21 protein-coding genes are annotated in these 25,347 nt (G+C 58.7%); 15 read left to right on the top strand and 6 right to left on the bottom strand.

All coding sequences use genetic code 11. The annotated features are described in order from the left end of the window. The first annotated feature begins 6 nt into the window (after nucleotides 1-6). The 6 genes from ADN00_RS11445 (at nucleotide 7) to ADN00_RS11420 (ending at nucleotide 3,958) form a co-directional block, all read left to right on the top strand. Nucleotides 7-294, top strand: coding sequence for a PTS sugar transporter subunit IIB (locus ADN00_RS11445; protein ID WP_075063125.1), 288 nt, complete (start codon nucleotides 7-9; stop codon nucleotides 292-294). A gap of 65 nt (nucleotides 295-359) precedes the next feature. Further along, nucleotides 360-1,745: a PTS galactitol transporter subunit IIC gene (locus ADN00_RS11440; protein WP_075063124.1), complete on the top strand. Its 1,386-nt coding sequence runs from the start codon at nucleotides 360-362 to the stop codon at nucleotides 1,743-1,745. Nucleotides 1,746-1,825: 80 nt separating this feature from the next. Next, nucleotides 1,826-2,233: a hypothetical protein gene (locus ADN00_RS11435; protein ID WP_075063123.1), complete on the top strand. Its 408-nt coding sequence runs from the start codon at nucleotides 1,826-1,828 to the stop codon at nucleotides 2,231-2,233. Nucleotides 2,234-2,244: 11 nt separating this feature from the next. Further along, entirely contained in the window at nucleotides 2,245-2,619 is a 375-nt protein-coding gene (locus ADN00_RS11430) for a cupin domain-containing protein (RefSeq protein WP_075063122.1), read from the top strand. Nucleotides 2,620-2,670: 51 nt separating this feature from the next. Then, nucleotides 2,671-2,940, top strand: coding sequence for an HPr family phosphocarrier protein (locus ADN00_RS11425; protein WP_075063121.1), 270 nt, complete (start codon nucleotides 2,671-2,673; stop codon nucleotides 2,938-2,940). Between the two features lie 205 nt (nucleotides 2,941-3,145). Next, nucleotides 3,146-3,958 carry an HAD-IIB family hydrolase gene (locus tag ADN00_RS11420; RefSeq protein WP_075063120.1) on the top strand — a complete coding sequence of 271 codons (813 nt, stop codon included), beginning with the start codon at nucleotides 3,146-3,148 and terminating at the stop codon, nucleotides 3,956-3,958. Between the two features lie 60 nt (nucleotides 3,959-4,018). Here ADN00_RS11420 and ADN00_RS11415 read toward each other — a convergent pair whose 3' ends face one another. Together ADN00_RS11415 and ADN00_RS11410 are read right to left on the bottom strand one after the other, a co-directional pair. After that, nucleotides 4,019-6,253 (bottom strand): M28 family peptidase, encoded by a 2,235-nt coding sequence (locus ADN00_RS11415; protein WP_075063119.1) that lies wholly within the window; start codon nucleotides 6,251-6,253, stop codon nucleotides 4,019-4,021. Between the two features lie 98 nt (nucleotides 6,254-6,351). Further along, on the bottom strand, nucleotides 6,352-8,106 hold the full coding sequence (locus tag ADN00_RS11410) for a sensor domain-containing diguanylate cyclase (protein ID WP_075063118.1): 1,755 nt from the start codon (nucleotides 8,104-8,106) through the stop codon (nucleotides 6,352-6,354). A gap of 295 nt (nucleotides 8,107-8,401) precedes the next feature. Between ADN00_RS11410 and ADN00_RS11405 the strand changes: the two genes are divergently transcribed. From ADN00_RS11405 to ADN00_RS11380, 6 genes are all read left to right on the top strand, one after another. After that, entirely contained in the window at nucleotides 8,402-9,349 is a 948-nt protein-coding gene (locus ADN00_RS11405) for an NBR1-Ig-like domain-containing protein (RefSeq protein WP_075063117.1), read from the top strand. A 133-nt stretch (nucleotides 9,350-9,482) separates the two neighbouring features. After that, the gene (locus tag ADN00_RS11400; RefSeq protein WP_075063116.1) at nucleotides 9,483-11,417 is read left to right on the top strand and encodes a TolB family protein; all 1,935 of its coding nucleotides are present in this window, start codon (nucleotides 9,483-9,485) and stop codon (nucleotides 11,415-11,417) included. After that, complete coding sequence (locus tag ADN00_RS11395; RefSeq protein ID WP_075063115.1) at nucleotides 11,414-12,316, top strand: hypothetical protein; 903 nt, start codon at nucleotides 11,414-11,416, stop codon at nucleotides 12,314-12,316. Before ADN00_RS11400 ends, ADN00_RS11395 begins: the two co-directional genes overlap by 4 nt. Nucleotides 12,317-12,404: 88 nt before the next feature. After that, nucleotides 12,405-13,526, top strand: coding sequence for a WD40 repeat domain-containing protein (locus tag ADN00_RS11390; RefSeq protein WP_075063114.1), 1,122 nt, complete (start codon nucleotides 12,405-12,407; stop codon nucleotides 13,524-13,526). A gap of 59 nt (nucleotides 13,527-13,585) precedes the next feature. Further along, nucleotides 13,586-15,349: a GAF domain-containing sensor histidine kinase gene (locus tag ADN00_RS11385; protein WP_075063113.1), complete on the top strand. Its 1,764-nt coding sequence runs from the start codon at nucleotides 13,586-13,588 to the stop codon at nucleotides 15,347-15,349. A 124-nt stretch (nucleotides 15,350-15,473) separates the two neighbouring features. Continuing rightward, nucleotides 15,474-16,253, top strand: coding sequence for an alpha/beta fold hydrolase (locus tag ADN00_RS11380; RefSeq protein WP_075063112.1), 780 nt, complete (start codon nucleotides 15,474-15,476; stop codon nucleotides 16,251-16,253). A gap of 3 nt (nucleotides 16,254-16,256) precedes the next feature. On the opposite strand, the gene ADN00_RS11375 is transcribed toward ADN00_RS11380, so the two are convergent. The 4 genes from ADN00_RS11375 to ADN00_RS19800 all read right to left on the bottom strand — a co-directional run bounded on the left by ADN00_RS11375 (nucleotide 16,257) and on the right by ADN00_RS19800 (nucleotide 20,367). Then, entirely contained in the window at nucleotides 16,257-18,152 is a 1,896-nt protein-coding gene (locus tag ADN00_RS11375) for a S9 family peptidase (RefSeq protein WP_075063111.1), read from the bottom strand. A gap of 33 nt (nucleotides 18,153-18,185) precedes the next feature. Beyond that, a complete protein-coding gene (locus ADN00_RS11370) occupies nucleotides 18,186-18,512 on the bottom strand; it encodes a thioredoxin family protein (protein WP_075063110.1) in 327 nt (108 codons plus the stop codon). Nucleotides 18,513-18,652: 140 nt separating this feature from the next. Then, nucleotides 18,653-19,174: a SixA phosphatase family protein gene (locus ADN00_RS11365; RefSeq protein WP_075063109.1), complete on the bottom strand. Its 522-nt coding sequence runs from the start codon at nucleotides 19,172-19,174 to the stop codon at nucleotides 18,653-18,655. 128 nt (nucleotides 19,175-19,302) lie between these two features. Further along, a complete protein-coding gene (locus ADN00_RS19800; protein WP_075063108.1) occupies nucleotides 19,303-20,367 on the bottom strand; it encodes a hypothetical protein in 1,065 nt (354 codons plus the stop codon). A gap of 300 nt (nucleotides 20,368-20,667) precedes the next feature. On the opposite strand from ADN00_RS19800, the gene amrB reads away from it, so the two are divergent. From amrB to priA, 3 genes are read left to right on the top strand one after another with little or no spacing between them, the layout of a single operon-like run. Further along, the gene (gene amrB, locus ADN00_RS11355) at nucleotides 20,668-21,519 is read left to right on the top strand and encodes an AmmeMemoRadiSam system protein B (RefSeq protein WP_075063107.1); all 852 of its coding nucleotides are present in this window, start codon (nucleotides 20,668-20,670) and stop codon (nucleotides 21,517-21,519) included. After that, a complete protein-coding gene (locus ADN00_RS11350; RefSeq protein WP_075063106.1) occupies nucleotides 21,516-22,775 on the top strand; it encodes a hemolysin family protein in 1,260 nt (419 codons plus the stop codon). Before amrB ends, ADN00_RS11350 begins: the two co-directional genes overlap by 4 nt. After that, nucleotides 22,772-25,297 (top strand): replication restart helicase PriA, encoded by a 2,526-nt coding sequence (gene priA, locus ADN00_RS11345; RefSeq protein WP_075063167.1) that lies wholly within the window; start codon nucleotides 22,772-22,774, stop codon nucleotides 25,295-25,297. Before ADN00_RS11350 ends, priA begins: the two co-directional genes overlap by 4 nt. The last annotated feature ends 50 nt before the right edge of the window (nucleotides 25,298-25,347 follow it).

Genomic DNA, 25,347 nt, shown 5'->3' with positions numbered 1-25,347 from the left:
AAAAGCATGGCCGGAAAGAAACGAATTTTAGTATCTTGTGGAACCGCGATTGCCACATCGACCGTTGTCGCGAAGGCAATCGAAGAAGCGTTGAAATCGCGCGGGATCGCCGTGGATATTCGCCAGTGCAAAGCAGCAGAAGTTCCCAGCCTGGCGGATGGTATGGATCTCATTGTTACCACCACCCCGGTTCCTAATAATTTGGGCATTCCCGTGATTCAAACCCTGGCGTTTTTAACGGGTATTGGAAAGGAGGCGGTTATCGAAGATATTGTGAAAGCGTTGAAGGACTAAAGTCCAACAAAAAAACATTGAACTCGATTTTTTCTATATTCAGTTTTATTTAGGAGGAAGTCTAAATGGATGCCTTTCTTACCGCATTAAAAGGCGTAATTGACAGCCTTGGTGCGACCGTAATGCTGCCCGTGATCATCTTCATCATCGCTGTCGCAATGGGTGCAAAGGTCGGTAAAGCGTTCCGCGCTGGCGTTACCATTGGTATCGCCTTCATTGGTATCAACCTGGTGGTCGGCCTCATGTGGGGCAGCCTTTCGGAAGTTGGCCAGGCGATGGTGACCAACCTCAATATCCAGCGCGACGTTGTGGATGTGGGTTGGCCTTCGGCGGCTGCGATTGCTTTCGGTACCCGTGTTGGTCTGTGGGTTATCCCGATCGCGATTCTGGTGAATGTGGTGCTGCTGGCCCTGCGCCTCACCCGCACGCTGAACGTTGACATTTGGAACTTCTGGCACTTCGCTTTCGTGGGTTCGCTGGTTTCCATCGCCTCTGGCAGCCTGGCCCTGGGCCTGGTAGCTGCCGCGTTGGCTGCCGGACTGGCGCTGCTGCTGGCTGACTGGACGGCGAAAGCGGTTCAGAGCTTCTACAACCTGCCGGGCATCTCCATCCCGCACCTCACCACCGCCCCTGGCGTTCCGTTCGCGATTGTGACCAACTGGATCATTGATCGCATTCCTGGCTTGCGCGACATCGAAATTGATCCCGAAGGGATCCAGAAGCGCCTGGGCGTGATGGGCGAGCCCGTCATCCTTGGTTTGATCATCGGCCTTGTGCTGGGTCTGCTGGCCTTCTCGAACCTGGGCGATTTCCAGACCGTGTTGGTTAAAGTTCTCCAGACTGGTATGAACCTGGCCGCGGTTATGCTGCTGCTGCCCCGCATGGTCCAAATCCTGATGGAAGGCTTGATCCCGGTTTCGGAAGCTGCGCGCGAGTTCATGCAGAAACGCGCCAGCGGCCGCGAAATCTACATCGGCCTCGATTCCGCCATCCTGATTGGCCACCCGGCTGCCCTGTCCACCTCGCTGCTGCTGGTGCCGGTTGCCATTCTGTTGTCGATCATCCTGCCCGGTAACCGTGTGATCCTGTTCGCCGACCTGGCGATCATCCCCTTCGTTGTGGCGTTGTTCGCCCCGCTGATGCGCGGCAACATCTTCCGCATGGTTATCGCCGGTACGCTGGAATTGCTGGCTGGCTTCTATATCGCCACCGGCATGGCCCCGCTGTTCACCAGCGCCGCCACCGAAGCTGGCTTCGCTATGCCCGAGAACGCGCTGCAGATCACCTCGATCGGCGACGGCTTCCTGTGGCCGGCGTGGCTCTTCACCACCCTCGGTAAACTGGGCGTGATTGGCGTCGCGATTGCCGCGGTTTTGATTGTGGTCGCCTGGTTCTTCTACATGAAAAACCAGAAGGCCTGGGAAGTTATGGCCGGCGCTCCCCAAGAGTAATTCGCCGTTGTTTTGAAGTGTTTTGACCAGATGCTGGGGTGGGTGGTTGACCGCCCCAGCATCTCTTGAAAGAGAAAAGTATGATTGATACCATCGTTCGTTCCTTTTTAGGAAAATGGGGCAGCGCCGCGCTCGATTTTTATCTTGCCAATAGTGCCTGGATTAACCTGATTATTTTGTTTTACGCTCTGGCCCTGATCTGGTCGCAACGCACTTATAAACAAATTCTTACGCAAATTATCCTTGATCTGGTTAAAGACTTTGGTCCCGAAGTGGCAGATAAAAAGCCCGAGGCGTTGGCAAAAATCCTCAAGAAAAGAAAATTCAGCTGGGAATCGTTGGCAGCGTTAAACCGGTTCCCGCTGGTCGCGCCCCCGCGCAGTTATTGGTTTCACACCAAGAATGAGAAGAGCCTGCAAAGCCTGTTCTCGCCCGAAAAGCTGGCTAAGGCGGTTGCGGAACAACTACAATCAGCCAAAGGAAAATGAAAGGAGCGGCAATGTCGAGCATCCATCGTTTTAATGGTGAAGGAACTCAATTTGAATGGGAAGGCGTGCCGGTAAGAGATTACGGTGCTTCTGGTTTTGAAGGGGTGGTGAAGCACGTGTTGATCGGTGAAGATGACGGCGCGCCGAATTTTGTGGTGCGCTATTTTCAGGTTGCGCCCGGCAAAGCCAGCCGTTTGGAACAGCACCCACATGAGCATGGTGTGGTAATATTACAGGGTCGCGCTCGCGTTCAGATTAATGACGATTTTTATGAGCTGGGCGAAAAAGACGCGATTTTCATCTCTGGCAACGATTTGCACCAATTGACCGCGCTGGGGGATGAACCGCTGGGATTTATTTGTGTGATTCCGCGTAAAGACCGCTGAGAAGGCTCTCTGCGCGCGGTGAGTCTTTGAGGGATGAGAGGAACAGGAAAGATGCCGGAAATTACCTTAACGATTAATAATAAAGTGGGGCTGCACGCCCGACCAGCGTCGATTTTTGTGCGCGAAGCGTCAAAATTTAAGTCAACCATCAAGGTTCGCAACGGCGCGCGCGAAGCCAACGCCAAAAGCATTTTGAACGTGCTGACGTTAGGGGCAGATATGGGCAGCGTGATCACCATCAGCGCCGAGGGTGAGGATGCCGAGCAGGCCCTGCAGGCTTTACAGGCTTTGCACGCCAGCAATTTTGGCGAAGCCGAGTAATTCGTTAGTATTGTGATGTTAATGGTCAGGGTTTGCCCAACGCGCCCTGATCTTGCAGCGTGAGAATCAACGTAGTGTGTGGAAGCAATCCCCGCCCGCGATTCTGAGGCGGGGAAGTCGCTTTAAGGTGATTGTTCCCATGCCATTTGGCCGGCATGCCCGGCAGATGGGCGGGTAAATTTTTATTATTGGATGGTAAGGTTGTATGGAAGATGTACCTGTAATTAGTTTTGATCTGGATGGAACGCTGATCGACTCGGAAGAGCGCATCCATCCCAAAGATATCGCGTGGCTCAAGAACCCCCCGGAAGGCTGCCTGTTTCTGCCCACTACCGGCCGGCCGTTGTTCTCGGCCAGGCCGATATTCGAAAACAATGGGCTGGTCAACGGCCAGGCGCTGCCCTGGCCGCTGGTGATGAATAATGGCGCAGCCATTTACCAGGCGGGCGAAAACCTGCTGGAGTATTCTCCGTTTCCAGTTGACGTGCAGAACTGGCTGATTGATTATGCCCAGCAGCATCCGCGGCTTACATTTCTCTTCATGGATTTGAAAGGCTCGTACACGCTGTGGATGACGGATTACGCCGAGAAGTTAAGCGCCAAGCATGCAATGAACCTGCACGTGTTCGTGGATGACCCCCGAACGCATACTTTCAGCAAGGCTTTAATTCTGGCAAAAAATTGTGAGGAAGAAGTCCCTCCGTTTTTAGAAGCGGTTCGCGATTTTCCTCTGAATGTGGAATGCAGTATGCCCGGCTTTTATGAGGTGCTGCCTGTGCATGTGAGCAAAGGGGCGGGGCTGGTGCGGCTGCTGGAAAAGCTGGGCCGCGCGGGCGCGCCCGTGTATTCCGCGGGGGACGGTGAAAACGACCTTTCGACGTTTGGAGTGGCTACATTCCGCCTGGCGCCGCAAAACGCGCTGGAAGTCATTCGCCAGCAGGCAGACCTGGTGGTAGACCGCACGGTGGAAGGGGTGCTTACACCGCTGCTGCGGCAGGCCGGCGTGCTGGACCAATAAAAAAAAGAAAACCGCCAGGCTGTTGTTTGAAATGCCCGGCGGTTTTGATTCGAGGTGGAATTATCGCTCCAGGCTGTAACTGGCCAGGGCTTTCCAGAAGGCGGTGTTGGCGCTGCTGCCCCAGGCGTTGTTAAGCAGGGCAACATCCGCGAGGATGATGACTTCACCTTTTTCTCCGGCGGGCGTCAGACCGATCACCGCGCCGGATGGGCCGCCCGCCAGCACAGACCCGGACTGCATCTCAAAAACCATGCCATTGCTGCCGGCCATCTGCAGGCCGCTGACGCCCTCCAGCAGGGGATGGCCCTGGCTGGGGGAGACGCTGCCATCGGTGTGCGCCTCTCCGGTGAAGGTCACGCCAAAGCGCCCCGCCAGGTCATTCATCGCCAGGGCGTCTTCGTTGGGGGCCATGACGGTGTTACCGTATTTGAGCTGGTGGGCGCTGTTGGTGATCAGCAGCAGGCCGCCAGACTCCGCGTAGTCTTGCAGGGCTTGCAGGGATTCGGCGGAGAGAGTCGCGGCGGAGGGCGTGGCGTTGGTGTAGGCGTAATCCACGCAGGGCAGGGCGACCACCAGGCTGGCGCCTTGCAGGTCTTGCGCGGTAACCGCCTGTCCGTAGGGAATCAGGTCCACGTCCAGGCCGGCCAGCGAAAGCGCCATGCCCATCTCCAGAAAGGTGCCGGGGGTCATGTGGGCGGCTTCGGTGCAAGAGGCGACAAAGACGGCGCGCTGGCGGGCGGGAGGTGTAACGCGGTAGCTGGCCGGGTCTGGGCCGGGCCGCGTGACGGCAAGCAGCGCCACCTGCCCCATCTGCTGGAGCACATCGCGCATCTCCTGGGCGCGTTCGAGGGTGTCATACGGGCTGTGGATGGTACCAGCCACCCACACACCGCCCAGGCTTTCCATTTCTGGCGACATGTAAATGAGATTGAGGTTGGGGACGTTGTAGCCGCCAAAGCTGTTGTTGTCGGAATAGATGCTGTGTTCGTCTACAACTTTGAGGGGAATGCCCGCCTCCGCTCCCAGGCCGCTGAGGGCTTGCGGCCAGGGTATCTGCGGTTTGCCCAGCGCTGAGGCCGACCAGGTTACCAGATACAGATCGGCGGGCACGCCGTCCAGGGGGCGGGTGAGGTCGTCGATTTGCAGCATGGCGATGGTGCGGTCGAGCAGCTCCTGGTGCGTAGCGGTGAAATGGGCGGAGCCATACAGCCCCAGCTCTTCGCTGCCGAACCAGACTAACACCACGTCCACGGGCGGCTGGAGCGCGGCGGCGTTAAACACACGCGCCACCTCGAGCAGAACGGCAGACCCGCTGCCGTCGTCCATGGCACCGGGCGCGTTGGGGCTGTCGATGTGCGCGCCGAGAATGACGGCTTTGGACGCGTCTTGGCCGGGGATGCGGGCGATGAGGTTGCCAGAGGCGGCCGGGGCGGAGATGTCGGCGTCCCACACCAGGCGCGCGCCGTCCACAGCGGCCAGATCGTCCAGGCTGTGAATGCCGGCCGCGGACAGGTCTTCCAGGCGGGTGTAGAGGATGGGCGGGGTGTGCGGCGACTCGGCGGTGGTGAAGCCGCTGCCGTCGCCCGCAAACGCGCCGTTGCTTTCGCCAGGGCGGGTGGAATATTGGGTTACCATCACGATGCCGGCCGGGTCTTTGCTCAAGAGGCGCGCGCTGACCGCCGTTGCCCCCGAAACGCCCAAGCGGCCGCGGTCCAGCATGGCATACGGAACGAGGAAGATCTTTCCGCGCAGCTCCGCGGCGGGGGCGGCGTTGAGCGCTTCTTCGCTGGCGATGTACACGGCGGCATTTTCCACTTCAACAGGGTCGGGCTGGCTGTCGTTGAGGCGGCCATCAGAGTCAAAGCGCAGCGCCAGATTGGGGTCATCGCGGTGTCCGCGCAGGCCGTCGGCGGGGACCTCGACGATTTTGCCGCCGATGTCCAGGTACAGGCTGGATTCGCGCAGCTCAGCGCCGATCTGCACGTTGAAGGTCTGCCGTTCGGTGGTGAGTCCCATGGCCTGCAGGTTGGAAAAGGCTCGCAGGCGTTCTTCCATGTAGTCCAGCGCCTGGGCTTCACCGGAGGAAGCAGAGTTGCGCCAGCCCGAGAAAACTTCGATTTCCGTCAGGTCGCGAATGGTGGCAAGCATTTCATCCGCGGAGACGGTTTCCAGCAGGCTGCCGGATGGTGGTGCAGGCGGCTGAGGGGCGGGCGGCGGAGTGATGGGCGGTGCGGCGCAGCCGGCCAGCAAGGCAGCGGCCAGGCAGGCTTGAAAAAAGAAGGAAGTCTTTTTCATAGGGCATCCTTGGATTAAAGCCGGGAGACAGCCGTAACCAGACCAGCAGAGACCGGCTTGATCGCGGTAATTCTATTATGGGGTTTTTGGGGCGGTTTTCAATTGGCCGACAGGCTGGAAAAATCTCTACTGTTGTCCAGGTAGGCCATTTGCTGGGGATCATAAAAGGTCAGCCGGTCGCGGCCCGCGTTTTTGGACTGGTAAAGGGCCAGGTCGGCGGCGCGGACAACTTGTTGAGGGGTAAGCCCGTGGTTGGGGTAGAGTGCCGCTCCGGCTGAAACCGTGATGGTGCCCAGCTCGCGGTTGTGATGGTGAATGCGAATCTGGCGCAGATCGTTGATCATGTGTTCAACCCGTTTTTGCAGCGCGTTCTGTGAAATTTCCGGGAAGATCAGCAAAAACTCTTCTCCACCCAAGCGGCAGGCAACATCATCTTTGCGCAGATTGGTTTTGAAATAAGCGCCAATTTGTTTGAGAATCTCGTCGCCAACGTCGTGGCCGAACTGGTCGTTGTATTGTTTGAAATGGTCGATATCCAGAATGGCCACCCCAACATTGTGATTTTTGCGCTGCGCGCGGTTGATTTCGCGGTTGAGGGCGTCTGCCATGAAGCGGCGGTTATACAGGCCGGTCAATTCGTCCTGAATGGCCATGTTTTGCAATTCCATGTGCAAGTGCAGGTGCCCCAGGGCAATGGCAATCTGGTGAGAAATCGTTGTGGTCAGTCGGCGGAAGTCGGCAAGCTGGCTGTCGAGGCCGGGTTCTTGCCACCCGAACATGGGCTTCAGATGGCAGAGCTGCAGCAATCCCAGGGTCGTGTTGGATGTTCTGATCGGCATGCAAACGGAAGATTGGATTCGCCCAGGCAAGTCCTGAAAACAGTGCGTTTCATCCAGGGGGGAAAAGTGGAAGGTGGATTGGTTTTTCTGGAGAGCCGCGCAGGTGGCTTTGGGTGGGCATTTAATCGCCGGCAGCTGGCTTCCCCAATGCAACGCCGCGGTGAAGGTGTTTGTTTTTTCATCCAGCAGCCACAGGCGGCCTTCGAAGCCGGGGAACAGCTCCATCAGGCTGGACTGCAGGACGGGGTAGGCATCTTCGAGGGTAAGGCAGGAATGCAACTGCTGCACCATGCCGCCAATCAGTTCGATCTCGCGCGTGCGCTGCGACACGCGCAGTTCCAGATTTTGGTTGGCGAGCATGAGCTGCTGGCTTTTTTCTTCCAGCACGGTTTGCATTGCTTTCAGGCGCTGGTTGAGCTCTCTTTGAATCTCGGCGTTGGCCTGGGTGCGCTTGATGGACTGGTCGAGGATGCGGTTATAGGTGTACATCAGAATGACCATGAAACCGGTGGTGATCAGCAAACCCACCAGGGTGGAGATGGGTTTGGCGGGGGGAAGATGGTTATTGAGTGAAACCGTTTGTTCAAACCACAACAGGCCAATGGCCGAAAGCGTGCTTAAACCGCTAAAGATCAATCCGCCTTTGATGCCCAGAATGAGACCGGCGATAAGGGGAACGGCCATATACGCGCCCATATTGGGGCCAATCACGCCGCCAAAAAAGATGGAGCCGGTATTGACCATCACCAGCAGGATGGCGCAAAAAGCGTAGCTGGCGGATTCAAGGTAGCCTCTCTTGAGGAACTGCTTAATAACCAGGATAATGGGAAACCAGGCGGCCATGAAGCTGAGGCCGGGCCAGGGAGAGGGGTCAATGAAGATGACAGCCAGCGCCGAGGGTATTAAAATATGCATGATCCCGACCAGGATCACTTTGAGAAACTGCGCTTTTTGATTGCGCACTTCGCTGCCGAAATCGGGCAAGACGGTGCGCAAGGGTAGAGTCATCTTCATATACTTATCTTGCTAACTTTAATATTACCGAACACAAATATACATTAAATCATGATAATTATATCCAAAAACGTCCGTTTACTGGTTAAAAGAGAATAAGGATTGCATAAAAATTTTGTGAAATAATTCACAATTATCAACGCCACCTGTTCTTGTGGGCTATTTCATATGGAATGGAACTTTTTTGGCCGGATGGCGTCTGAAAAGAATGGTTACCATTGCACGCGCTGGCTTTCTATTTTAAAATCGAGGTCAGGCTGTGTGTAATGAATTTAGAAATGATGAGGTGAAAAGAATGAATAAGCTGCGCGCTTATCTGTTAATGGTCATCGCGGGGAGCATGCTGCTGGCCGGCTGCAATCTGCCCACCCGGAACCAGACGGAGACTCCTGCGGGCTCAGAGGCGGTGCAAACCGCGGCCGCGCTGACGGTGGCGGCTTATGCCACCCAGGTGGCGGGTACGCCGGTGGCAGCCACCCCCACGGTTGCTCCGGCTGCGACCCAGCAGCCCACCACGCCGCCCCCCACCCAGGCGCCCACGGTGCCGCCCTTGCCCACCAGCAAGCCGAGTGAAGTGGTCCCCTGCGACCGGGGTGACTTTGGCGCGGACGTAACCATTCCCGATGACACTGTGATGGACCCAGGCGAGAAGTTCACCAAGACCTGGCGGATCAAAAACACCGGAAGCTGCACCTGGAGCACCAGTTACGAAGCGGTGTTTGTGGATGGGAATGCCATGAACGCGCCAGTGTCGGTGAAACTGCCCAAGAGCGTGGCGCCCGGCGAAACGGTGGATATTTCAGTCGAGATGACTGCCCCGATGGAACCCAAAACATACCGTGGCAATTGGAAGCTGCGCAACGCCTCTTCGGCGGTGTTTGGATTGGGCAGCAAGGGCGACCAGACGTTTTATGTGCAGATTGTGGTCAAAAGCCCCGGTTTTGCGGTAACATCGGCAACGGCCAAGGTAGACAGCGCTAAATTTGAAGGCGCCTGCCCGCATACCTTCAAGCTCAGTGCGGACATTAAGGCCAGCGCGGCGGGAACGGTTACCTATTTCTGGGAGTTCAGCGATGGCTCCAAGTCGGATGTTGTTTCGCTCAAATTTGATGAAGCCGGAACCAAGGCTGTCTCTTTCGACAAAGAGTTTAACGCCAGTGGTACGTACAGCGGGAAGATTTATGTGGATAACCCCAATCACCAATACTTCCCGGCGGCGTCGTTTGAATTAGTTTGCCAATAATTTTCTAGAAAACCGCGCGCGGGACAATCTCTCGCGCGCCTTTTCGTTTAATCTGTAATGTTGTGATGCCTGGCGGTCGGTACATCCAAGAGCCGGCTTGACGTGCCTGATTACCGGACGTATAGTAAGGACTATGAACACATCCGCTGGAGAAGCTCTTACATTCCAAGAAGCCCGCCGCCAGTATGACCGGCTGCGCGCGGCTTATCTGGCCGAGAAAATCAGTGCTGCCGAGTTTCAAGCGGCAGCGGACCGCATTCTGGTGGTGGATGAGAACGGTCAGATGTGGCAGATTGGTGTTTCCAGCGGCAAGTGGTACCGTTATGACACCGGCCAGTGGGTGGAAGCCGCGCCGGAAGCCCTGCCGCCGCGCCCGCCGGAGACGCTGGACGAGGAGCAGCTCAAGCAGCAGCCGCCCGCCCCAGAAATGCTGGCCGATTTGGCGCTGGCGCGCCCAACCTTCAAGTTCCGCAAGGTCTATTTATGGATCCTGGTTCCGCTGGCGCTGCTGGTGGGGTTCGCCTGCTGGCTGCTGGCGTTAGGCGCGGCCGGGACGGCTGGCATGGTGGCGTACATCTGGCGCGACGCCCCGACGGTTACCTTTACCCCCACCAACACGATTACACCTTCGGTGTCGCCCACGCCCACGCGCACTCACACACCCACACGCCTGCCCAGTCTTACGGCGACCATTACCCTCACCCCCACGCAAACAAAAACCCCGCGCCCCACGCCGCTCCCTTCACAAGAACCCACCACCGCCCCCAATCTGATGCTGCGCGCCCCAGAAGGCCCCTGGCTTTTGATGAAGACTTCCCGCGGGCTGTACGTGCTGGCCCCCGACGGCACCGAATTGACACTGATCACGGATGAGACGATCATATCTCCCGATTCGATCCAAAGCGCCATCGCGCCGAAGGGCGGGCGCATCGCGTATATCACCGAGGATGAAGATTCGCGGGTGTATGGGCTGACTTTGCATATTGTGCGCCTGCCAGACCTTGTAGAAGAGCAGAGCATCGCTTTGATTGCAAGGGAAGCAGAAGGCAATACCAGCCGGCGCAGCTCCGAAGCGGTGCGCGCGATCAGCGAACAGAACAGCCTGGCCTGGTCGCCAGACGGCAAGAGCCTGGCCTTTATCGCCTTGATGGACGCGCCATCCGCGGATGTGTACGTCTACTCGCTGGAGACCGGCGAAACCACGCGCATCTCTGAAGACACGAACCAAGAGTTTAACCCGCAGTGGTCGCCGGACGGCAGCCATGTGGTGTACTTCACCGCTTCGGCGTTTGGCGATGGCGAGTCGCTGACCATGCGCGGTGCGTATGCCGCCCCGCCGTTTGAAAACAGCGGGCGGGTAACACTGTACAGCGCGGCGACCCAAGGGGAAGAATTAGCCGGGTGGGCCGCGCCGCGCGAGGCGCTGTTCTACAGCCGCGACCCCGACTGCGGTGGGTACAATTTGCGGCGCATTAACGTGGAAACCGCGCTCTCGACCAGCCTGACGGGCGGTTGTTTTAATGACATCGCCGTGGATCCCGGCAGCGGCAATGTGATGCTGACCGTGGATGAAGATTTGAAAGAGGACTGTTCATGTGCCTCTCAGCCGCTCAACGCGGGCATGTATTTTATTCCGGGCAGCATGGGCCTGCCGCGCAGCCTGTCTACGGAAGAGACGGTGGGCGTGTATTGGCAGCCTGAAGCGCGTCTGTTTTACGTTACCACCTACGACGATGAGCTGCTGGCGATTACCCCCGAGCAGGTCAGCTTTGACATTCCCGCCAGTGTGGCCGGGATGCTGCCGGAGATCTCGCCGGTAAGCGGGGTATGGGCCTGGTCTTCTTCGGAGGCGGGTTCGCAAGCGGGGATTTGGGTGGGCACGCGCTCAAGCACACCGCGCCAGATCTTTGACCGCCCGGCCAGCTTCCCGCGCTGGGGCGCGCAGGGACGGCGTCTGCTGTTTACCAGCGGTCTTTCGCTGTACGTGGCCGATGAGCCTGAGTTTGTGCCCTTCCCGCTGACAACCCTCCCCGGAACCCTGTTAGAGGCAGCCTGGGTTGTAAAATGAAATCGCCGCGTCACTGGTGGTTGGTGGGCCTGGCGGTCAGCCTGATGCTGCTGGTGGTTGTGGCGCTGGCGCTGGCAGTAGCGATAATTCTGGGAATCAACCTGGTGTGGTGGCTGCCAGAACTGAGGGGATCTGCCGCGCTCACGCAGACCGTTCCGTCGGCGGTGACGGCTACCCGAGAACCCGGTTCGCCTACGGCCACGCAGCCCGCTCGTCCAACCCTTATGCCTTCCTTGACCAGCACAGTCCTCCCCGCCACCCGCACACCCACGCCCGTTCCCACAGCCGGGCAGGCAGAGCCTTCCACGCTGGGAACGCCCAACCCGTGGCAGTTGATCTTTGAAGCGCGGTTTTCGGACGCGGCGAGCCTGGTGGGGGGCTGGGAGGGCATAATGGCAGCCGCGAACCAAAGTGAATTTTTGCTGTACCGCAGCCGGCCGGCCCTGCGCCTTGTGTTTCAGGAGCCGGTTTTGGTGCTGAGCGAAAATATCTACACGGAAGACGCGCCAGACCGGCCGGATGTGCAGTTGGAAACCAGCCTGGCCCTGGAAGACAACGCGGCCGCCCAGGTGGAACTGCGCTGCCGGGTGAGCGGAGACGCTGAAGGGTACGCGCTGAGCCTGACGCGCCAGGAATGGCGTCTGGTGCGGCTGGGTCCGCAAGAAGAGACGGTGCTTGGCCGGGGTGAACCCGCGGAGGGCTTTGCCGCGGGCGGCTGGGGAACTTTCCGGCTGGGCTGCGCCGGAACCACATTGTTTGTGTGGGATGACCGCGGCTTGATCGCCGAAGTAGAGGATGATACTTATTCCGATGGCGCCAGTTTGCTGGCCTTTCTGCCGCAGGAGCAGGCGGCGCGCAGCCAGGTGTTGATTGCCTGGCAGCGGGTGTTTATTCGCTGATTAAAACGGCCTGGCTATTCTCCGGCAGGATGGAATGTTTGATGCCCGGCTGGGAGAACCAACGCAGGAGGTTTTTATGAGAAGGAAGATGAATCTCTGGCTTGTACTGGTTATGCTGCTGGCGGCGGGCTGCACGCTGCCCGGCGCGGGCGCAACCCCTTCCGCGGCCCCGTCCGCGCTGCCGACGAGCGCCCCCCCAACGCCAACGCCGCTGCCCGCGCCGCCCTTGCCGACCGCGGCGCCAACCGAAGCAGCCTCACCAGCGCCAACTCTTGCGCCGAAAAACCCGAGCGTGATCACTCTTCAGAATGCCGCTAGTCTCACCCAAACGGCCCTGGTGGAGGCGGCTTCACCGTACCGGTTGGCCTGGTCGGCAGACTCGGCGCGCCTGGGGGTCTTGACCCTTTCCGGGTTGGAACTGCTGGACGGAAAAACGCTGCAAACGCTGGCCAACGTGCAAATTCAAGACCCGTATTTTCTGCTCAGTTTTTCGCCGCAGGCCAATTTGATGGCCGTTACAGCGGATATGCTGACGATTGAACTGCGCGATGTTTACAGCGGTGAAGTGCTGAAAACAATCGAACGGGCTACCCCGGCCTATTTTACCGAATTTTCACCGGATGGCACCAGGCTGGCGGTGGGGTCTACCGACCAATTCGCGGTGGAAATGTGGAGCGTGGATACGGCTGTGTTGGAGAAAACCCTGAGCGGGTTCACAACCGCCGCGCCGGTCTACGCGGCGACCTTTTCGGCCGATGGCAAGTTCCTCATCTGGTACGCGCGCGCCAGCGTGCAGGTGATGCATATCGCCAGCGGGCAGTTAGGGCCGGCGCTTTCGCACGAAGACTTTGTGAGCGGCCTGGCCCTGGCCCCGGATGACCGCCTGCTGGCAGCCGGTGTGGCGGCGCAAATTGGCGAGGATTACACACCCATCATCCAGCTCTGGGATTCCAACGCGGGGCAGGCGGTGGGGCGGCTGGTTTCATCCCAGGGCGTGCCGGTGAGCCTTTCGTTTTCGCCGGATGGCAGCCTTTTAGCCGCGGGCGCGGCCAGAGAAGTGGTGTTGTGGGATGTGCAAAACCAGCGCGAGGTAACCCGTCTGCGCGGATTCAATGACGCCCTGAACGCAGTTGTGTTCTCACCCGATGGCAAAACCCTGGCAACTTCCGCCTCGGACGGAACGGTACGCCTGTGGCAGGTGCTGGAGTAGCAGCGGGAATCATTAAAAATGAGGGGGCGGGCGCAGCCTGTTTAAGATATGATTAGATTATGCGAAAAGACGAGTTTCCTTTCCTGGTCGATTGGGCCGCCGCTTCCATCCGCTGGCTGCTATTGATGGGGGTTGTTTCCACCCTCACGCTGGCGGGGCAGTTGAGTTTGTTTGAACTGCTGGTGATCATTCTGGCAGTGGCCTGGAACACCTTCATCACCGTCATCTCGATCTTGAACCGGCGGCTGGCGTTTCACCGGGTGATCAATGTGGCTGTGGATGTGCTGGTGAGCCTGATGTTTTTTGGGCTGGGGGGCGGCATTTCGGGCAATCTGGTGTGGTCGGGCTTGCTGGCGCTGTTTTCTGCCGGGCTTTATTTTGAATGGCGCGGCGCGTTGATTGTGGGGGTGATCATTTCGCTGCTGGAAAGCGGCTGGGTTTATCTATCGGAACACAATTTGGCTTTGTTATCCACCGGTCTGCTGGCGGCTTCCAATCTCGCGGCAGCGGGTGTGGTGGGCTTTTTGTGCGTGCAGCTGGTGAAGCTGCTGCGCAAGAACTATTTTGGCCAGGTGCGCGAGCGAAAAAACGCTGAAAAGCTGGCCAAACGCGGCGAGCGCTCGCGCCTGCAGAATATTTATTCGATGATTGAGGCCATCAGCGCCACCCTGAACTACCAGGAGGTGGTGGAAAGCGTGGTGGATTTAAGCGTGAAGGTCTTGAAGGACGAGGGCGATCTGGCCGACCAACTGGTGTGCGCCGTTCTGTTTTTCAATCAGGATGACCGCCTGACGGTGGGCGCTTCGCGGCGGCTGCCCCCACGCGACCAGAAAGCGGCCCTGCCCGCCAAGGAAGGCGCGCTGGCCCATGCGCTGAGCAGCGGAGAGCCACAGCATCTGGACAACCCCTCGGCGGACGCGGAATTGGATTATTTTGTGGCCCTGCACGAGTGCCGCAGCGCGCTGCTGCTGCCCCTGCTGCGCGGCTTGAATGCCTATGGGGTGATGCTGTTTGCTCACCCCGAAGCGGATTATTTCGACGAGGACAAACAGGAACTGCTGGAGATGATCAGTCACCAGGCGGTGGTGGCGATTCAGAACGCGCGCTTGTTTCAAGACGTGCAAGAAGAGAAAGAACGGATAGTTGAATCGCAGGAGGAGGCGCGCAAGAAACTGGCGCGCGACCTGCACGACGGTCCCACCCAAACCGTGGCGGCAATCGCGATGCGCGTGAATGTGGTGCGAAAAATGATGGAACTCAACACGGGCGACCCGGATGCGGAACTGGAAAAGATTGAAGAACTGGCGCGGCGCAGCACGCAGGAAATTCGCCACATGCTCTTTACCCTGCGCCCGCTCACCCTGGAAGCGGAAGGGCTGTTGAAGGGCCTGGAAACGATGGCCGAGAAGATGAAAGCCACCTACGATCAGAATGTGTTTTTGGACATCGACGAAAGCCTGCTGCCCGGCCTGGACGCGACCCGCCAGACCACCATTTTTTATCTGGTTGAAGAAGCGGTGAACAACGCCCGCAAGCATGCCCGCGCCGAAAAAATTCTGGTTCGGCTGCGCGCTCACGCCAGCGACAGGGAGATTGCCTCGCTGGAGGTGATGGACAATGGAGTGGGCTTTGACTTGAAAGAAGTCAACCAGTCGTATGAAAACCGGGGCAGCCTGGGAATGATCAACCTGCGCGAGCGCACCGACTTAATCAATGGACTGCTGACGATTGACTCGGTGCAGGGGAAAGGCACGCGTGTGCGCGTGCTGGTACCGATGACGGAGGCAGCCGCCGAGCGCTTGCAGCGCGGGATCACCGCTTAAAACCAATTCGACTTCATCGCAGCCGTCGTTTCGGTGCCAGGGGGAACAGAGGTTTTGCTTCTGTCTCTCCGAAATGCAACGCTGGAAGTCTGATGGATACTTATCAATCAGGACTTTGCAGCCCATGCCGCTTTCCAATGGAATCTATTACGCCTGTTCTCATTCCGGCCCAACTGGCCTGCCGCCGCTGATTTTCATCCACGGGGCGGGCAGCGATCACCTGTGCTGGCCGGCGCAGCTGCGCCGCCTGCGCGGCTGGACGGTGCTGGCCGTTGATTTGCCCGGACACGGCCGTTCGGAGGGGGCGGCTGTTCAATCCGTAGAAGGTTACGCGGCCAGCCTGCTGGCATTTCTGGATGGTTTGCAGTTGTACCAGGTGGTGCTGGTGGGTCATTCGATGGGTGGTGCGGTGGCGCAGCATCTGGCGCGCTGCTGCCCTGAGCGTGTGGCTGGGCTGGCGCTGCTTTCGTGTGGCAGCAACTTAAAAGGGGCGAATGACCTGGCAGAGCTGCTATGCAACCCGGTTACCCGCGCGGGCGGGTTGCACAAGCTGGAAGATTTACTCTTTGCGCGCGGCGCGGAGGCGGCTCTGGTGAACCGCACCATGCAGTCGCTGCGCGCGGCGCGGCCGGGGGTGATCTTTGCGGATTGGCTGGCCTGCGCGCATTTTGAATCTTCTGGCTGGTTGGGGCAGATCAGCGTGCCAACCTGGGTGGCGGTGGGGGCGCAAGACCGCCTGACCCCGCTGGGGGCGTCCATTTACCTGACCAACCAGATCCCGCACGCGCAGCTGCGGGTGGTGGAACGTGCCGGTCATATGTTGATGCTGGAACAGCCGCAGAAGACGGCTGAAGGGCTGATCGCCTGGCTGGAGGGGTTGAATTTGGGCCTGGCGCAAACGTAGGGATCAGGGGGCAAAGAGAACGTATTCACGCAAGAAGCGTTCAACACGCTGGAACAGGTCCGCGCGGGTTTCCGCTTTGCGGAATCCGTGGCCCTCGCCCGCGTAGACTTGAAATTCCACAGGCGCACCGCCAGAGCGGACTGCCTGCACCAGTTCCTGAGTGTATTGGAGGGGAACCACCGGGTCTTGATCGCCCTGGAATACGGCCAGCGGCCGGCGAATGCGCGCAGCGTGAAAAACAGGCGACCACTGGCGGTAGCGCCCGGCGGCTTCGGGGAGCGCGCCCAGCAGCCAGTCGTTGTAGCGCAGCTCAAATTTGTGAACGTCAAAGGCCGAGGCAAACAGGTTGCTCACCGGGTAAGAACAAATGCCGGCGCAAAACAGCTCTGTATGGTGGATCAGGGCGTTCAGGACGGCAAATCCTCCCGAACTACTGCCGGCGATCACCAGGCGGGTCTCGTCTGCCAGGCGGTTATCTATCAGCGCTTTGGCGGCTCCGACGGCGTCTTGCACATCCACTTCACCCCAGCGGCCTTGCTGGGCGTCCAGATAGGCACGGCCAAATCCGGTGCTGCCGCGAAAATTCACTTCCAGAAAGCCAAATCCGCGCGATGTGTACCAGGCGCGCTCGCCCGAAAAGCTGACGTTGGCGCAGGCGCTGGGGCCGCCGTGCATGTGGACGATGGCCGGGGGGCGCTGACTGCCGCAGGTGTAACGGGCGTTGTTGGGTGGGTAGTAATTGGCATACACGCTTTCGCCCTCTGGAGAAGACCAGGAGAGCGGCAGAACGGTTGGGTAATCGGCTTCGGTGAGCATTTCGGGGTCGCTGCGCGCAATAACGTTCATGTTCTGCCCGTCCCAGCGCACAATCCGCTCGGGGTGGGCGGGCGAAGAAGCGCGGAAGGCCGCCTGGGGCGCGCGGGGCGAAACGCTGATCTGGCTGAGCCAGGTATAGGGGCTGGTGTTGATCTGGCGCGATTCGCCGCTTTGCAGATCCACCTGCCAGAGTGAGGCAAATCCAGCCGAATTGCGCAGGTAGAAAATACTGCGGCTGTCGGCGCTCCAGCCGTAGAAGCGCAGGCCCTGCACCCAGGCGGGGGTGGAAAGCAGCAGGCCTTCCTCCTCCAGCAGCACCTGTTCGTCTCCGTTTTCCAAATCGTGCAAAACCAGGGTTTCCCAGTTGCCGCTTTGGGTTATGTAGCTCAGCCAGCGTCCGTCGGGAGAAAAGGCCGGCTGCGAGACCGGCTGGTTGGGGCCGCCCGCCGGGTACGAAAGCCCGAACAGACGCGGCGACTCTCCGTTAGAGAGGCGCGCCAGCGCAAGGCGCGAGCCGGTCCAGGGCATATTGGGAAAGTCCCATTCCACCCAGGCCAGCCAGTCGCCGCCGGGGTGGAAGGCGGGCTGCATGTAGAAATCGGCCCCTTCCGCCAGCTTTTGAGGCCACCGTTGGCCATGAAGATCCACGTAGGCCAGGCAGTCACGGCTGCCGTCAGAGAAAACGTATACCACCCACTCGCCGTTGGGCGAGAGCACCGGCGCGGCGACACTACCATAAGCGGGGGTGATAGGGTGGGGCACCTGGGCCGACAGCGAGCGGTGGTAAAGGCGGCCGTCTTTTCCGGCAAAAATGACCTGACCGGAGCCAACATAGAAATCACCGCCGCCATACAAGACGCGCCCCGCCACAGAGGGGGCTGTGGTTAAGGCGCGGGGGGCATCGCCGCGGGTTTGGGCCACCAGAATGGTGTGCCCAGAGCGGCTTTCGCTCCATACCAGGGTTTCGCCGTCCGAATCCCACTGCACATCATCAAAACGAACCTGCTGGGCGAGCATTTGCGCCGAGATGGGGCTGGGCCACAAGCCAAAAGACATTTCTTGTTTGTCTGTGGTGGAAGACATGGAAAACCTCCGCATAAAGGAGCGGGAAAGGAATCAGGAAAGGTAGGGTTCTACCTTTTCGACCAGTTTTTCGCGGTTCTGCAGACCGGTGAAGCGTTCCACTTCCTGCCCATCGACAATCAACACCATGGTGGGCACGCTCATCACTTGGAACTGCATGGTCAGGTTGGTGCTTTCATCCACGTCAACTTTGAAAAATTGACATTGGTCAGACCAGGTTTTGGATAGTTCAACCAGGATGGGTTCCTGGCGCTTGCAGGGCGCGCACCAGACCGCGCCAAATTCGATTAAGGCGGGTTGCGCAGATTGGAGGACGGTTTTTTCAAAGGTGGAGTCGTTCAGTGAAAGAAGTTCGCTCATTCCATTTCCTATCAATATGATGGTGACAAGGCCTAAACAGGCAAGAAAAAAGCTCTATCCTGGTTTGAGGCAAACCAGTCTAAAGCTGATGGCTGACCCAGGCGGCTGGCAGCCAGACGATACCCCGCGGGCAGCGGAAGTTATTTTTTGTCTTTCTTTTCTTTTTTGTCTTTTTGCTTGGTGGGGCGGTAAAGTTCCACAAGATCGGCTTCCGTATCCTGGCTCACTTCCGACCAGTTATTCACCGGCAGTTGCAGATGAGCGACGCAGCTGGTGGGCATGGAGATCACCTTTTCGGTGAGCAGTTGGGCAAGCGCTTCAAGACCGGGGTTGTGGGCGATGACCAGGGCGGTTTCGACTTCGTTGGGAATCAGGTTGATTTCTTTCAGCAACTGCTCGATTTCAGCCAGGTATAACGTCTCGCGGATGAGAATTTGGCCGTCGTCCAGCTTGAGTTCGTCCGCGACCAGACTGGCGGTTTTCGTAGATCGCTTGGCGTTGGAAGCCAAAACCAACTGGGGGATGAGCTTTTGTGCTTTCAATAACGCGCCCATTTCTGGAGCATCGTGGCGACCGCGTTTATTTAATGGCCGGTCAATGTCTTCCATGTCGTGGTCTTTCCAACTTGATTTAGCGTGGCGCATTAAGAGTAAAGTTTTCATTTTTCGCAAACTCCAGAGTTCGATCTATGCATTTCGTGCAAGATTTTATTCACCGCTCGAAAATTGAGTATAACACAATTTGAAAGGCCCTTTTTTTGATCGTAAAATCCTTAACAATTTTATAAAAACTATTTTCCGGTGGTTTTGAAATGATTGGTGAGCGTGTAAACGATGTAGTTCTCCCACAATGACATCACATGCGAGGGGTTGTAGTCGTGCGAGCAGAAGGTCTGGATGATCATGCGGCCTTCCATGCAAGTTGCCAGAACGCCATACTGCGATTTCTCCCGCGGATATATACCGGCGACCAGTTGGGCGTCGCCGCCGGTGCTCAAGCGCAGCAGATCACCGGCATCAAACGTCCAGTACAGGTACGAGACGTTGGAGAGAGACATACCGGAATTTGGTTCGGTCAAGATGGGGCTGCTGGGGTCGAGCCAATAGATGGAGTAATCGAGGGGATCAGAAAAGATGTCTCGATACCAATCTTTGTGGTATTCCACACCGCATTGGCTGAGCATGGGCTGGATATCGGAATAGTGCTGATTCATGTACCACATCTCAATAATCACGGCTGCACCGTTATTGACGTGGTCTTGCATGTATTCCCAAAATTCTCCCTGCACCGCGTCGTGATCTTCGGCCGCGACGATGATCAGGTCCCATTGGGTGGTGCTTAAGAGCTGATCTTTGAATTTACCCAGGGCGTCGCCCACTTCCACCACTTTGCCGCCGGAAAAACGCATACGATTGATCACGTCATGCACAATCGGTTTGCGGTCAAAGTTGCCACGCATGTCTTCAAATACCAGCACATTGGCTGAGCGGATTTTCTCTTTGATCTGCTCGTCGGTCAGTTCTGCAGCGGCGGCTGGCTGGGGATCCGCGGCGGTGGGGGCAGGCGGCTCTGTGGCAGCCGGTTGGGGCGTGAAGGTGGGGTAGGGGGTGTATGTGGGTTGTTCGGGCGGGGTTGTGGGGGCGGGCGGCTGAGTGGGCAGCACCTGAACAACCGCGTTGGCGGTAGCCTGCGCAGATTCTTCGGCCAGCATGGTGGATTGGATGCTGAGCGCGACTTGCGTTTCGTTTAATGTCGCCGCGGGGGTGCTTGCGCTGCCAGGCATGTTGCAGGCCAGCATGATCACCAATAACGCAGCGAGGACCACTTTAAGCGAGGAATGGTTTAGTCTCTGCATTGCTTCTTCTCCTATAAAAAAGGGGGTAAGACCAGCAAGAGCGATTCTAAGAAACGTGGCGGGGAAAGGTTCATTCGCAGATAAAACGTATTGAATTAAGTATATTGTATATGAAAATTGCGCAAAATTAAGCGCTTAATTCAGCGCTTTGCGGCGCTGATGTATAATTTAATCAAGCAGGAAATTTAATGGCTGGCTCGGCCCAACCCAAGGCGATTCAAGCTCCCGTTAACGTTTTGGCGCGCTTTGATTGGACGGAAAAAGCCTGTGTTGGATGAATTTCCGGCAGGAGGTTCCTTAATGTCCACTTCATCTGATACCCGGCCGTCGCCGATTGCCGGCGTGTGGTACAGCGGCGACCCCGGTACTCTGGCGTTCGAGATTGACCAGTATATTGAAGACGCGCATTTGCCCGAATTGGAGGGGGAAGTGATCGCGGTCATCTCCCCTCACGCGGGTTACCGATACTCCGGGCGAACGGCGGGTTACGCGTTCCGGGCGGTGCGCGGGCTGGCTCCGCGAATTGTGGCGGTCGTCTCACCTTATCACAACTATCACACTGCCGCGCTGCTCACCAGCGCCCACCAGGCTTACAAAACTCCGCTGGGAGAAGTTCCAGTAGACCAGGAGAGCCTGAAACAGTTCCTTCAACTGCTGCAAGCGCGGGGAATGACTTCGGTGAAGGCGCTTTATCAAGACCGCGAGCATTCGCTGGAGATTGAGCTGCCTTTCTTGCAGCGGGCGTTGGCGCAGCCGTTCAGTCTGCTGCCGGTGATGCTGCGCAGCCGCACGGCTGCCCAGGTGGAGCTGGTTGGCAAGGCGCTGGCAGACGTGCTGCGTGGGAAACCGGCGTTGATGGTCGCCAGCACCGATCTTTCGCACTTTTACCCTGAAGACACGGCCAATGCTCTGGACCATGAAATTATGCACCAGATGGAATTGTTCTCGCCGCAAGGCGTGCTGGAAATTGAAGAACAGGGGCGCGGTTTCGCCTGCGGTGGGGCAGCGGTGGCAGCCGTTTTGTGGGCGGCCCGCGAATTGGGCGCCACACAGGTGCGGGTGGTTCATCACAGCACTTCGGGTGATGAAACTCAAGACACAACCTCGGTGGTCGGTTACGGCGCGGCAGTGGTATTAAAACAGGTCCAATGAATTCATTGCTGCCACTCATCCTCATCCTTGTCTGCATGGTTTTCAGCGGTGTCCTGGCCAGGATCGACGCCGCCCTGTCCGCTTTTCCGGTGCTGCGCCTGGAAGGGGCAAGCGAGCGAAAAGCCTGGCTGGAAGACGCGAAAGCGCGCGGCCGCGCGCGGGCGGCGGCTCAGAGCGGCATGACGCTGTTGGGGTTGGGCAGCGGGGCGGCAGCCTGGATCTGGGCGCAAGCGGTCTTTTGGCCGTGGTGGTCGGCCGCCAGCGAGGGGGCGGGCCTGCCAGCCGTAATGCGAGCGGCGGGGATTGTGCTGTTTTGCGGATGCTTCGGGTGGCTGTATCTGTTCGCGGCGGTGGAAGGGCCGCGCCGCTTTTCACCGGGGTCGCTGGAAAAGTTCACCCTGGCGGCTGTTCCGCTGATGCGAGTGCTGGCAGGCGTGGCGGGGCGTTCCTACCCGGCTCGGGCCAGCGGTGATTTGCTGCCAGCGCGAGAGACTCCCTCGGATGTGGAATTTCCGGCAGCCGCGAGCGTTTCAGCAATGAATGACCAGCCCAGTGCCCCAGAAGAGATGATGCTCTCCGCGGTGAGAGACTTTAGCAACCTGGTGGTGCGGCAGGTGAGTGTGCCGCGCACAGAGGTGGTTTCGATTGAGGCCGGCAAACCCGCCGAAGAACTGATCCGCCTGTGCATTGACAATGGCCTCACCAAAATCCCGGTTTATGAGAGTGACCTGGACCATATTATTGGCATTGTGCATTTGCGCGATCTGGTGTTGGAGCTGGAAAGCGGCAGTCTGGAGGGCAAGCTGGCGCGCGAGCTGGCCCGCGAGGCGCTGTTTGTGCCAGAGACGATTGCGGTAACCGATCTGCTGCGCCAGTTTAGAGATAAGCGCGTGCATATCGCCATTGTGCTGGATGAATTCGGCGGCACCGCCGGGCTGGTTACGCTGGAGGATTTGCTGGAAGAGATTATTGGCGATGTTCAGGACGAATTTGAGGATGAGGATGTGGACATCGTTCTGCTGGAAAACGGCAGCGCGCTGATTGACGGCATGACGTTTATTGAAGACGTGAATGACTTCTTCAAGATATCACTATACGATCCGGATTATGATACGATTGCAGGGTATATTTTAGGAAAGCTGGGACGAATCGCGCAGGAGGGAGATATCGTGATTGACCGCGAACAACACGTTCAACTGCGGGTGGAAAAGATGGACCGCCGCCGAATTGCTCAAATATGCCTGAAGCGTTTATGAATCCAACTTACGTCCAGGTCGCCGTGAATATTCCCCAGGTGTCGGGGGTGTTTGATTACCACGTCCCCGAAGATCTGGGCGGAGAGATTGTCCCCGGCTGCCTGGTGGTGGTTCCTTTTGGCAGCCGTCAGGTGCAGGGTGTGGTGCTGCGCCAGGTAGACCAACCCCAGGTGGCCGATACCCGCCCGGTCAACGCGTTGATCGATTTTGAGCCGGTTCTTACACCGATTCAACTGCGCTTTGCCCAATGGCTGGCCGAGCGGACGCTGTCGCCGCTCTCAACCTGCATTGATCTAATGGTGCCGCCGGGGTTGAGCCAGCAAGCGGACATGCTGTACCACCTCAATGACGCGCAGCTTTCTGACCCGGCGAGGTTAAACGACGTGCAAAAACGGACGATTGCGCTGCTGCAAGAACGCGGTGATTTGCGCGGCCGCCAACTGGAAGCGGCTTTTCCGCGGCGCAACTGGAAGCCGGCCGTGCAGGCTCTGGTGCGGATGGGAGTGCTGATGACCCGCCCGGTGCTGCTTCCGCCGCAGGTGCAGCCGAAAATGGCGCGCAATGTTCAACTAGCCATCCCAGCAGACCAGGTGGGCCAGCAAGACGCCCTCTTGGGGCGCGCGGGCAGCCAGGCGTTTGAGCGCCGCCAGCGAGCGCTGAGGACGCTGGCCGATGAACCCGGTGTGGTGGATGTAACCTGGGTGTATGCCGCCAGCGGATCTTCTCTGGCCGATCTGAAGTATCTGGCGGAGCGCGGCCTGGTGCGCCTGGGGGAAAGCGAAGTCATTCGCGACCCGCTGCGCAACCTGACCTGGGCCCCTGCTGAGGCTCCACCGCTGACTCTGGCCCAGCAAAAAGTGTGGGAAGAAATTCACCGGGCGGTTCACACGTCGGCACAGGGCAAAGCCAGCCCACCGTTTCTGCTGCACGGGGTAACCGGCTCGGGCAAGACAGAGATGTATTTGCTGGCGGTGGAAGAGACGCTGCGGCAGGGCCGCCAGGCGATTGTGCTGGTGCCAGAGATTTCTCTTACCCCGCAAACCGTTCGCCGCTTTCAGGCACGCTTCCCGGGGAAAGTGGGGTTGATCCACTCGCGGCTGTCGCAGGGCGAGCGGTATGACACCTGGCGGCGGGCGCGCGCAGGGTTGCTGCAGGTGATTGTGGGCCCGCGCAGCGCGCTGTTTTCTCCGCTGCCGAATGTGGGCCTGATTGTGGTGGATGAGTGCCACGATGAGTCGTATTACCAGGCGGAAAGCGCGCCGCATTATAACGCGGTGGCCGCCGCGGTGGCCATGGCGCGTGAGGCGGGCGCGGTGGTGATGCTGGGCACGGCTACCCCCGACGTGAGCCTGATGTATGGGTTTCAACTGGCCAAGTGGAAGGTTTTGCATCTGCCCGACCGGATTCTGGCCCACCGCGAGGCGGTGCGGGCGCAAATGAACCAGTTTGGGCTGCAAGAGCCAGTTATGGACGGCTCGGAAGCCACGGCCAGCCTGCCGCTGCCGCCGGTGAAGATTGTGGATATGCGCCTGGAATTGAAAATGGGCAACCGCTCCATCTTCTCCCGCGAGCTGACCAGCGCGCTGGAAGAAACCCTGGCGGCGAAACAGCAGGCGATTCTGTTTTTGAACCGGCGCGGCTCGGCGAGCTATGTGTTCTGCCGCGACTGCGGGGCGGTTCTGCGCTGCCCGCGCTGCGATCTGCCGCTCACGTATCACCGCGGCGAAGATATGCTGATCTGCCACACCTGCGGCTACCGGCGCAAAATGCCCAACAAATGCCCGATGTGTGCCAGCGAGCATATCCGCCAGTATGGGATGGGCACCGAGAAGGTAGAGCAGCTGCTGAAGGAGCGCTTCCCTCATGCCCAGGTGCTGCGTTATGACGCTGAAACCACGGCGGGCAAGAACGCGCACGACCTGTTACTGAATTTGTTTGCCAATCACCAGGCCGATATTTTAATTGGCACGCAAATGCTGACCAAAGGGCTGGACTTGCCCCTGGTTACCCTGGTGGGGGTGATTTTGGCCGATGTGGGACTGAATTTCCCCGATTACCGCGCCGCCGAGCGCACCTTTCAACTACTCACCCAGGTGGCCGGGCGGGCCGGACGCAGCCCGCTGGGCGGCAGGGTGGTTCTACAAACCTTTCAGCCCAAGCACTATGCCATTCTCACCGCGGCCAGGCACGATTATCAGGCGTTTTATGCTGAGGAGCTGGCCCAGCGGCGGCGCCTGCGCCAGCCGCCATTTACGCGCTTTGTGCGCCTGCTGTACCGCGATCTCAAGGCGGCGGCAGCCGAAGAATCCGCGCAAGAGATGGCGCGCCAACTGCGCGGGTGGATCGCCGCGGGGAACTATAAGCAAACCGATCTGATCGGACCGGTTCCTTGTTACTTCAACCGCCTGAACGGTTATTACCGCTGGCAGATTATTGTACGCGGCCCCGACCCGGCCGGTCTGCTGCGCGGAAGGTCGCTGGGGGATTGGGTTGTGGAAGTGGACCCGCCCAATACCCTTTAGGTTTTTCAGATGAGCGGTTTGCCCCACCCCAAGCCCTCCCCAAAATGCTG

The organism is Ornatilinea apprima, assembly GCF_001306115.1.
Classification (GTDB): Bacteria; Chloroflexota; Anaerolineae; order Anaerolineales; family Anaerolineaceae; genus Ornatilinea; species Ornatilinea apprima.
Note: the sequence above shows the minus strand (reverse complement) of the source record. Positions and strands in the feature narration are given on the sequence as shown.